The 10439-nt window shown below is 64.1% G+C and carries 7 protein-coding genes and 1 pseudogene; 2 read left to right on the top strand and 6 right to left on the bottom strand.

Translation table 11 applies throughout. The features are described from left to right. The 4 genes and pseudogenes from ACRVY7_RS22550 to ACRVY7_RS22535 form a co-directional block, all read right to left on the bottom strand. Positions 1–460 (bottom strand): annotated as a pseudogene (locus tag ACRVY7_RS22550) (HNH endonuclease); the annotation flags it as partial. A 356-nt stretch (positions 461–816) separates the two neighbouring features. After that, complete coding sequence (locus ACRVY7_RS22545) at positions 817–1332, bottom strand: ASCH domain-containing protein (RefSeq protein WP_431818709.1); 516 nt, start codon at positions 1330–1332, stop codon at positions 817–819. A 402-nt stretch (positions 1333–1734) separates the two neighbouring features. Continuing rightward, a complete protein-coding gene (locus ACRVY7_RS22540; protein WP_431818708.1) occupies positions 1735–2565 on the bottom strand; it encodes an SDR family NAD(P)-dependent oxidoreductase in 831 nt (276 codons plus the stop codon). A 61-nt stretch (positions 2566–2626) separates the two neighbouring features. Further along, entirely contained in the window at positions 2627–4168 is a 1542-nt protein-coding gene (locus ACRVY7_RS22535; RefSeq protein ID WP_431818707.1) for a flavin-containing monooxygenase, read from the bottom strand. A 103-nt stretch (positions 4169–4271) separates the two neighbouring features. Here ACRVY7_RS22535 and ACRVY7_RS22530 point away from each other — a divergent pair, with 103 nt between their 5' ends. Beyond that, positions 4272–4853, top strand: coding sequence for a TetR/AcrR family transcriptional regulator (locus tag ACRVY7_RS22530; RefSeq protein WP_431818711.1), 582 nt, complete (start codon positions 4272–4274; stop codon positions 4851–4853). A gap of 55 nt (positions 4854–4908) precedes the next feature. Here ACRVY7_RS22530 and ACRVY7_RS22525 read toward each other — a convergent pair whose 3' ends face one another. Then, positions 4909–5781, bottom strand: a complete 873-nt coding sequence (locus tag ACRVY7_RS22525) for a LysR family transcriptional regulator (RefSeq protein WP_431818706.1) — start codon at positions 5779–5781, stop codon at positions 4909–4911. Between the two features lie 107 nt (positions 5782–5888). Between ACRVY7_RS22525 and ACRVY7_RS22520 the strand changes: the two genes are divergently transcribed. After that, positions 5889–6263: a nuclear transport factor 2 family protein gene (locus ACRVY7_RS22520; protein WP_431818705.1), complete on the top strand. Its 375-nt coding sequence runs from the start codon at positions 5889–5891 to the stop codon at positions 6261–6263. 110 nt (positions 6264–6373) lie between these two features. Here the strand turns inward: ACRVY7_RS22520 and ACRVY7_RS22515 are convergent, their stop codons facing one another. After that, positions 6374–10252 (bottom strand): multifunctional oxoglutarate decarboxylase/oxoglutarate dehydrogenase thiamine pyrophosphate-binding subunit/dihydrolipoyllysine-residue succinyltransferase subunit, encoded by a 3879-nt coding sequence (locus ACRVY7_RS22515; RefSeq protein ID WP_431818704.1) that lies wholly within the window; start codon positions 10250–10252, stop codon positions 6374–6376. Positions 10253–10439: the final 187 nt, after the last annotated feature.

The raw sequence follows: 10439 nt of genomic DNA, 5'->3' as shown, positions 1-10439 counted from the left end.
ACATGTGCGCGCCCGCGACCCGACCCTCCACCACATACCCAGCCAGGGTGGGACACGACGGCGGTAGTCGGTCGCCGCAGATCGTGGTGAACGAGCCAGTCGCGGCGATCACCCGATGCCGCGCAGCCGGATCGCCAATATGCAGACCATGCCCCATGAAGTTGCGGATGTCGCGGAAACCCAGAGCGCGGGGCAGGTCGCGGTCGGAAGCCTCCACAATCAAGCGATCGGTGACCGCGCCCGCGGTCCGCAGCGCCAGGCGTTCGGCCTCCACAGTGGCTTCCACCAGCGCCGCGTCGGATACCAGCGACACATCGACGGCAGCCAACTCATCCAACACCGCGGCAAGGCGTGACAGTTTCTCCGCCACGACAGCATCCGCCGATCCCGCCGGCGCAGTCGCCAAAGCCGAAGGCGCACGGCCATTCTCGCTGTTGTTGCGATTGCTGTTGCTGTTCACGTGCCGCCACCCCCGCCCCAGGTCGTGTCGAATATGTGTTCTACATTACCCGACAATACCGACAGCGTCGAGTAATTCTCGAACTATTTTTCGATCGTGTGGATACCGCTCAATCGGCGAGGATTCTGCATCAAGACATCGGTGACACTGCGAGGGGCCTTGGTGGTGACACTTCTCGTCAACATGCAGTATTTGTATGAACTCGACTGGGGACACCGGCCCGGAAGATTCAGCCGAGACGAGGATCATTCCTGGCCGATGACGCACGCCGACGATCGGCTTGCGGCGAGTCGCATACCCCCATAGAACCGATCGCTGATCGGTTCAGAGGCTGTTACCTAGTGGTGCGCGGTCCTTCAAACGCCGCCATCCGGCGGTGGCAGCTCGTAAGTTACGACGTCGACAGTGCTGTAGTCGGATAGGCCGGGGTAGTGCTGATCGAGCGCGCGGTGGAGGTCGTTGAGACTGTCGAATCCATCTCTGCGGGCGTCGTCGTCGGTCAGTTCGCTGCGGGACAGCGAGCGCACCTCGGTGACTATCGCTTCGATGACAGTGACCTCGCCACTGGACCTCTCGAACACGAGCTCGGCTGGACCGGGCCGGAACGGGTCGTCGATGCGGATGGTCTGACGCTTAGCCCCGGATCGGATCACCGGTTCGTAGCCCTCCCACATGTAGATCCTTTGGCGTTGTTCGGCAGCGCGCCAGTCGTAGGCAAGCGGCAGGAGCGTTTTCGCCGTACGAGTGGTCAGCCCGTTTGGCTCTCGGACGACGAAGCAGATGTCGGGTGAGATATCGAAAATGACCTGTCGGCACTTCCCACACGGGGCAATGATGTCGCCGGTAGGGCCGTAGGCGGCGGCAACAGCCACGATGGGGTCATCTGGACATGTCGAGGCGCGATTGGATAACGCCGCGATCTCCCCGCACGGCCCCCCAAGGTAGTGAAAGGTGTTTAGCCCGAGCACGATTTGCTCGGATTCAGTGAGCAATCCTGCAGCAACTGTGTGATCGTTATCGTCGCTCCAACGTCTGGCATGATCGACGGTTGCTTGAGTGAGCATTCGCAGACTGTCGGTGAGCACGCCCTCAAACTAGCAATCCCGTCCGTCCTTTTATCTGGGCGCCTGTACTGCATCGCGAATCACAGCGATCACGGCACTCCCCGCCGTGCAGGTTCCGAATCGCCCCGTCACCGTGGCCTCAATTCACGCCGCCGATACCCGACTCTCGGCCGGTCATCTTGTGGTCTGACTGAGCAACGACGACAGCGGTCAGCGGAACGAGGTGGTGACGCGCTTGGTCACGCCCGCCACGACGCCCTGGTACTTCGAGGCGACGAGACGCACCCAGACGTCGAGCACGATGGCGTCGGCGCCGATGAGGACGCGCGCCTTGTTCTTCTTCACGCCCTTGATGATGGTGTCGGCAGCCGACGACGCCGAGGTGCGCGCGAGGTACTTGTCGAAGAACTGGGCGAAGTTGGCCTGGTCGTAATCGTCGGCGACCGTGGCGTTGCGCGCGATCGCGGTCTTGATGCCACCGGGATGCACGCACGTGACGCGTACAGGGTGCTTGGCGATCAGCATCTCCTGGTTGAGCGATTCGGTGAATCCGCGAACCGCGAATTTCGCCGAGTTGTAGGCCGCCTGGCCCGGCTCGGACAGCAGGCCGAACAGCGACGACGTGTTGACGATGTGGCCGTCGCCCGACGCGATGATGTGTGGCAGGAAGGCCTTCGTTCCGTTGACGACGCCCCAGAAGTCGACATCCATGACTCGCTCGATGTCTTTGAACTCTGTGCGCTCGATCTCGCCGTGGTGCGCGATGCCCGCGTTGTTGAAGACGACGTTGACCTTGCCGTAGTTGGCCATGACCGTGTCGGCGTAATCGAGAACCGCCTCACGCTCTGCGACGTTGAGCAGTTGGGCGTGCACCGGCGCGCCGGTCTCGGCGACGAGTTTCTCGGTCGTCGCGAGACCGTCGGGGTTGACGTCGGAGATCGCCAGCTTGGCGCCCTGTTGGCCCAGCTTCACCGCCAGTTCGCGGCCCATGCCCGAGCCCGCACCGGTGACGACGACGACCTTGTCGCGAAAATTCTTCATGGTGTTCTCCTGTGTGTGTTGATGCGTGCGAGATCCGGCGTGCACGCGGATGAAGTCGAGATCAGGCGCGGGTGCTCGCGAGCACGGCCGGCGTGTCGGCCGCCGACGAATCGCGAGCTACGTCGTATGCAGCGACGTCGAATCGTCGGGTTTGCTTGCGGAAGTTGAATGTGAAGCCCGGCCACAGTGTGGTGATGTTGCCGTTGTCGTCGGCGTACCAGGAGGCGCAGCCACCATTGACCCAGACGCTGTGACGCAGCGCGTGCTGAATACCGGTGTTGTACCCGTGCTGCGACTTCTCGTCGACGTCGACACGCGTGATGCCTTGTGCCCGAACGGTTTTGAGATAGTCGACGAGGTAGTTGAGCTGCGACTCGATCATGTACACCATCGAGGTGTGACCGAGGCCGGTCGCCGGCCCGACCATCAGCATCATGTTCGGGAAACCGTGGACGAACGACCCCTTGTAGCCCTGCATTCCGTTCTTCTCCCACGCCTGTGCGAGTGAGTGTCCCTCGGCGCCGACGATGCAGTCGAACACGGGCGAATCGGTGACGTGGAAGCCCGTCGCGACAATCAATACGTCGATCTCGCGTGCGGTGCCGCCGGCGGTCACGATGCCCGACGGTGTCACGCGTGCGATGGGGTCGGTGACGAGGTCGACGTTGGGCCGATCGAGTGCCGGGTACCAGGCGTTCGATCGCAGGATTCGCTTGCAGCCGACCTGGAAGCGGGGAGTGACCTTGTCGCGCAGCTTTCGGTCGCGGATTCCGCGTGCGATGTTGGCGCGGGCGACGATCTCGACGGGCTTGAGTGCCTTACGCGAGTGGGTCAGGCCGAAGGCGATGAACTCGTTGAATGCGTACACCCCCGCGCGGCTGGCGCTCTGCACGATGGGTGCGTTCTTGAACAGCCAGTGCTCGACAGGAGTGTACGGCCGCTCGGTGCGGGGGACGATCCACGGCGCCGTGCGCTGGTACACGTCGAGATGCGCGACGCGCTTGGCCACCTCGGGGACGATCTGGATGGCCGACGCGCCGGTGCCGATCACGGCCACGCGCTTGCCCGAGAGCTCGACGTCGTCGTCCCAGCGCGCGGAGTGCATGACCGTGCCGCCGAACGATTCGATTCCGTCGATGTCGGGAAGGTTGGGTTCGCAGAGCGGCCCGACCGCGCCGATGAGGTGCTGTGCCCGGTACGTCGTCACGGCAGCGGTGGCCGGATCGGTTCCGGCGGGCACGGTGTCGACCAGCCAGCGCTGTTGCGACTCGCTCCACGCGGCGCGGGTGACCTCGACACCGAACCTGGCCTTGTCGCGCACGCCGAAACGATCCGCGACGTCGTTGATGTAGCGGTGGATCTCCGGCTGGTGGGAGTACGAGCGCGACCATTCGGGATTGGGGGCGAACGAGTACGAGTACAGGTTCGACGCGACGTCGCAGGCGGCGCCGGGGTAGGTGTTGTCGCGCCAGGTGCCGCCGAAATCGGCCCCACGATCGAGGATGACGTAGTCGGTGAAGCCGTTCTGGCTCATCTTGATCGCCGCGCCGAGGCCGGAGAATCCGGCGCCGACGATGGCAACCTCAACATTGTGCGTTGTCATGCTCATGACACTAGGAGCCTATTGAACATTAGTCAATAGTCTATTGAACACCGGTCAATAAGTCGCCTAGACTGTGTCTGTGACCCAGACGAAGCGGACGAGGATGAGCCCGGAGGCCCGACGTGACCAGCTCATCGCGCTCGGGCTGCAGATGGTGTCGGAGCGGCCTCTCGATGAGGTGTCCATCGACGCGATCGCCGAGGTCGCAGGCGTGTCGCGCGCGCTGCTGTTCCACTACTTCGCGTCGAAGCAAGAGTTCCATGTCGCGATCGCCAAGGCGCAGGGCGAGGAGATGCTGCGGCTGACAGCGCCCGATGAGACCCTCGACGATCCGCTGGCGATTCTGTCGAGCTCATTGTCGGCGTTTGTCGACTACGTCAGCGAGCATCGCAGCGCCTATACCGCATTCCTGCGCGGTGCGTCGAGCACCGACCCGGCGATGCGGGCCGTGATCGACGGCACCAGAGCGGTCATGGCCGAGCGCATCCTCGACCACGCGCCTGCCCTTGGTGTCGAGGTCACCCCGGCGGTTCGACTGGCCACATTCGGGTGGATCGCCTTTGTGGAGGAAGTCACGATCGGTTGGCTGACCGACGAGGAGATCACCCGCGACCAGTTGCTCGCCATGATCTCGACGTCCCTGCCTGCGCTCGTCACGAGCCTCACCGATCTTCCGGCGCGCTGAGAGCCGACGGTCGCTGGGCCGGCAACTTGAGATATCCGCGGATAGCTCAGCTCCGTCACCCCGCGTGACGTCGCATCTCGCGGAGCAGCGTAGTGGTCGCCGGTGACGGGGGTTCGCGCCAGATGATGCCGAGTGTTGATCTAGCGGCAGGGTCGGTGATCGGCAGGCTGACGGTGTCTCGCCACGCAGCCGCGGTGCTTTCGCTGAGGACGGCGACGCCGAGTCCACGAGTGGTCAGCATGTGCGCAAGTGAGGGCGTTGCGACCTCCCAGCGCGGAACCCGCCCGCCTCGCTCCCGCGCCAGCAGGGCGTCGAGTGCCGTGCGGGCGCCGGTGCCGCGGGTGAGCGAGATGAGGTCGGCGTCGGCGATCTCATCGGCTCCGACATCGGTACGCGTCGCCCACGGATGATCTCGTGCGACGACGGCGTGCAGCGCGTCGTCGACGATGACGGAGACGTGCACGTGCTGGGGCGGTTCTCCCGACCACGCGGCGATTGCGACATCCAGTGTTCCGGAGTAGACGGCGTCTATGAGCGACGTCGAAATGTCTTCGCGGACAGAGATATCGACCCCCGGATGATCGTGGTGCATCGCAGCGATGGCGTCGAAGATGGGCTGCCAGGTGAGGCCACTCACGGTGCCGACCCGCAGCGTTCCGGTGGTGAGGCCGCGCAGATCGTCGGCCAGAGTCACCACGGCGTCGACTCTCTCGATGGCCGCGCGGACGGCCGGCAACACTCGCTCTCCATCGCTGGTCAACGTCACGTGTCGGGTGGTGCGCTGCAGCAGCGCGATGCCCAGCTCGTTCTCTAGCTTGCGGATCTGGGTGCTCACACCCGACTGGCTGATGTGCAGAGTCGATGCCGCAGCGGTGAACGATCCGGTGTCGACGACGGCGAGAAGATAGCGAAGCTGATGCAGTTCCATGACTCAGAATGATAAATGCCATATGAAATAGATGTTGGACAGATTAATCGTTGGCGCGCAGTCTGGAGTTCATACACCCGTTGACCAAAGCTTCGAAAGGGAGAGAGATGACTGTCGACACAACTGCACAGGCCGACACGGCGACCACCAGGGCTGCGGTGACGACCTACTTCGACGCTTGGCACGCAGGCGATTTCGACCTGCTGCGTACTGTTCTCGCGCCCGACGTCGACTTCGTCGGTGTGATGGGGACGGCACACGGAATCGACGAGTGCATTGCCGGTCTCCGCGGGATGTCGGAGCACCTGATGCGCGACCTCGTCCTGCACGCGCGTGTCGTCGACGGGGCCGACGCGATCACATGGTTCGACCTGGTGACCGACGACGCATCACTGCCGACAGCGAACTGGAGTCACGTCGAGAACGGCCTGATCACGCGGATTCGCGTGACATTCGATCCCCGCCCGCTCTCGGAGGGCTGACCGCGCTCAGTCCTTCCGCTGGGACCTATGTGAGTTCCGACGTTGATCGAAAGACGAGCGAGGGCCGCACCCGAATCGGGTGCGGCCCTCGCTCGTTGCTATTCGACGCCTCAGGCAAAGGCCTCGTCGAGGATCTCCTGCTGCTCGACGGCGTGCACCTTCGACGAGCCGGAGCTCGGTGCCGACATCGGGCGACGCGAGATGCGGCGCAACCCCTTGAGGAGGTTCGGCAGCATCTCGGGCAGCCACAGTCCGAGGAACGGCCACGGCCCCTGGTTGGCGGGCTCGTCCTGGACCCACACGAAATCGTCGGCGTTCGGATACTTCTCGAGCGTCTCCTGCAGACGACGATGCGGCACGGGGTAGAGCTGCTCGACGCGCACCACGGCGATGTCGTCGCGGCTTTCCTTGTCCCGACGGGCGGCGATCTCGTAGTAGATCTTGCCGCTCACCAGCAGAACGCGCTTGACCTTGCTGCGATCACCGCTGTCCTTCAGGAACTTCGGATCATCGATCACCGAGCGGAACTTGTCGTCGGTGAAGTCCTCCACGGGGCTGACCGCAGCCTTGTTGCGGAGCATCGACTTCGGCGTGAACACGATCAGCGGACGGCTGATGCCATCGAGCACGTGCCTACGCAGCAGGTGGAAGTAGCTCGCCGGCGTCGACGGCTGAGCGACAGTCATCGAACCCTCGGCGCACAACTGCAGGAACCGCTCGATACGTCCCGAGGTGTGGTCGGGACCCTGTCCCTCGTGGCCGTGCGGCAGCAACAGCACGACGTCGGAGCGCTGACCCCACTTGGCCTCGCCGGAGCTGATGAACTCGTCGATCACCGACTGTGCGCCGTTGACGAAGTCGCCGAACTGCGCCTCCCACAGCACCAGTGCATCGGGGTTGCCCACCGAGTAGCCGTACTCGAAACCGACAACCGCGAACTCCGAGAGCGGCGAGTCGTAGACCATGAAGCGGCCTTCGGAGTCGGCGTCGCCGTCGAGCGGTGCGAGGTGATTGAGCGGCGTGTACTCGGAGCCGTTCTCCCGGTCGATGAGGACCGAGTGACGCTGGCTGAACGTGCCGCGTCGCGAATCCTGGCCGGACAGGCGGACGGTACGTCCCTCGAGCACGAGCGAACCGAAAGCCAGCAACTCGGCGAACGCCCAGTCGACGTGGCCGTCGCGGCTCATCTCATGACGACGCTTGAGCACCGGCTTGACGCGCGGGTGCGGCGTGAAGCCGTCCGGTGTGTCGTAGAACGCGTCGCCGATGCGCTCGAGAACCGTCTTGTCGACGGCGGTGACGAGCTTCTGCGGCAGAGGCTGATCGTCCTCGACGGACTCACTGGGCTCGGGAGTGAACTTCTCGAGTTCCTTGACCTCGTTGAAGACACGTTCGAGCTGACCCTGGTAGTCGCGAAGGGCGTCCTCGGCCTCCTTGGTCGAGATGTCGCCACGACCGATCAGAGCCTCGGTGTAGGACTTACGCACACCACGCTTGGTGTCGATGACGTCGTACATCGCGGGCTGGGTCATCGACGGGTCGTCGCCCTCGTTGTGTCCGCGACGGCGGAAGCAGACGAGGTCGATGACGACATCCTTGTGGAAGATCTCGCGGTAGTCGACGGCCAACTTGGCCACCCACACGCACGCCTCGGGGTCGTCGCCGTTGACGTGGAAGATCGGGGCACCGATCATCTTCGCGACGTCGGTGCAGTACTCGCTCGACCGCGAGTGCTCGGGCGCCGTGGTGAAGCCCACCTGGTTGTTGACCACGATGTGCACGGTGCCGCCGGTGCGGTAACCCGGAAGCATCGCGAGGTTGAGCGTCTCGGGGACGACTCCCTGCCCTGCGAATGCGGCGTCGCCGTGCAGCATGAGCGGCAGGATGGAGAACTCGCGCTCTTCAGGCAGAAGATCCTGCTTCGCGCGGACGAGGCCCTCCAACACCGGGTCGACGGCCTCGAGGTGGCTCGGGTTGGCGGTGAGCGAGACGTTGATCTCGTTCTCGCCGAACATCTGGTAGTACTTGCCCTCGGCGCCGAGGTGGTACTTCACGTCGCCGGAACCGTGGGCCTGTGACGGATTCAGATTGCCCTCGAACTCGGTGAAGATCTTCGAGTAGGGCTTGCCGACGATGTTGGCCAACACGTTGAGGCGGCCGCGGTGCGGCATTCCGATGACGACTTCGTCGAGCGAGTACTCGGCGCTCTGGTCGATCACGGCATCCATCATGGGGATGACCGACTCCGCACCCTCGAGTGAGAAGCGCTTCTGCCCAACGTATTTCGTCTGCAGGAAGGTCTCGAATGCCTCGGCGGCGTTGAGCTTGGAGAGGATGTACTTCTGCTCGGCGACCGGCGGCTTGACGTGCTTGATCTCCACGCGTTCCTGAACCCAGCGCTGCTGCTCGGGCTCGAGGATGTGGGTGTACTCGACGCCGACGTGGCGGCAGTACGCATCGCGCAGAATCGACAGGACGTCGCGCAGCTTCATCGTGTCCTGGCCGTGGAAACCACCGACCTTGAAGGTGCGGTCGAGGTCCCACAGCGTCAGGCCGTAGGTCAGGATGTCGAGATCCGGATGCGACGTCCGCGCATAGCTGTCCATCATGAGCGGATCGGTGTCGGCCATCAGATGGCCACGGTTGCGGTAGGCCGCGATCAGCTCGAGCACCCGGGCGTTCTTGTCGACGACTCCCGCAGGGATGTCGCGACGCCAGCGGATCGGCTCGTAGGGGATGTGGAACGCCGTGAACAACTCGTCGTAGAACGCGTCGTCGAGCAGCAGTTCATGGATCTTGCGCAGGAAGTCGCCCGATTCGGCGCCCTGGATGATCCGGTGATCGTAGGTGGAGGTCAGCGTCATCAGCTTGCCGACGCCGAGCTCGGCGATCTGCTCGTCGCTCGCACCCTGGAACTCTGCCGGGTACTCCATCGCTCCGGCGCCGACGATCGCACCCTGGTTCTTCATCAAGCGCGGCACGGAGTGCACGGTGCCGATGGTGCCCGGGTTGGTCAGCGAGATGGTCACGCCCGCAAAGTCTTCCGCGGTGAGCTTGCCGTCACGGGCACGGCGCACGATGTCCTGGTACGCGGCGTAGAACTCGGCGAAACCCATGGTCTCGCAGTTCTTGATGGCGGCGACGACGAGCGAGCGGTTGCCGTCCTTGCCGACGAGGTCGATCGCCAGTCCGAGGTTGGTGTGCGCAGGGGTGACCACATTCGGCTTGCCGTCGATCTCGGCGAAGTGGCGGTTCATGTTCGGGAACGCCTTGATCGCCTGGACAATCGCGTAGCCGAGGATGTGGGTGAAGCTGATCTTGCCGCCGCGGGTGCGGGCCAGATGATTGTTGACGACGATGCGGTTGTCGATCATCAGCTTGGCCGGGATCGCACGAACCGAGGTCGCGGTCGGGATCTGCAGCGACGCCGTCATGTTCTTGGCGACTGCGGCCGACGCGCCGCGAAGCACCTTCTCGGTGTCCTCGGCGGGTGCTGCGTCCGCAGTTGCCGACGCGGCCTTGGCCGACGCGGGAGCCTTCTGCGAACGCGACGATCCGTCGCGGCTCGCAACGCTGTGACCCGACGCGGCCTTGGTGGCGGTCGATTCACGGGCGTGGGAGTTTGTGGTGGCCGGACGCGGGGTCGGCTCCTGGTCGAGAGTGACCTGTCGAGGTGCGGGCTTGCCGTTGGACGAGGCGCTGCCGTTGCTGCTCGCGGCTGCGGTCTTCTTCGGGGCTGCGGTGTTCGACGCACCGTTGCTGTGTGCGGTGCCCGACCCGTTGCCGGACGCCGTGTTCTTCGCGGGCGCTGTCTTGGTCGATGCGGTCTTGGTAGTCGCCGCGGTTGTGGACTTGGCCGCAGACGATGCCCCCGCGGACGAAGCTGAGGTGCCGTTGGACGAGCCGTCGTCGCCGGGCTTGTAGTCCTTCAGCAGATCGTGCCAACTCGGGTCGACCGAGTTCGGGTCTTTTTTGAATTGCTGGTACATTTCGTCGACCAGCCACGTGTTTTGTCCGAAATCTGATATCGAACTGCTCACAGCGGTATCTCGCCTCAATTCCCTCTGGTGTCGGGTCGCTCGCTCGCGTCGTGGAGTCCCTTGTGGAGACCGAGTCCCTTGTGAAGACTACGACGCACCACCTGCTCATGCTACGCGCGCGACGTTGCGCCCCGTG

The sequence above is a fragment of the Gordonia jacobaea genome (assembly GCF_965344965.1).
GTDB lineage: Bacteria > Actinomycetota > Actinomycetes > Mycobacteriales > Mycobacteriaceae > Gordonia > Gordonia jacobaea.
This window is presented reverse-complemented; position numbering and strand designations above follow the sequence as displayed.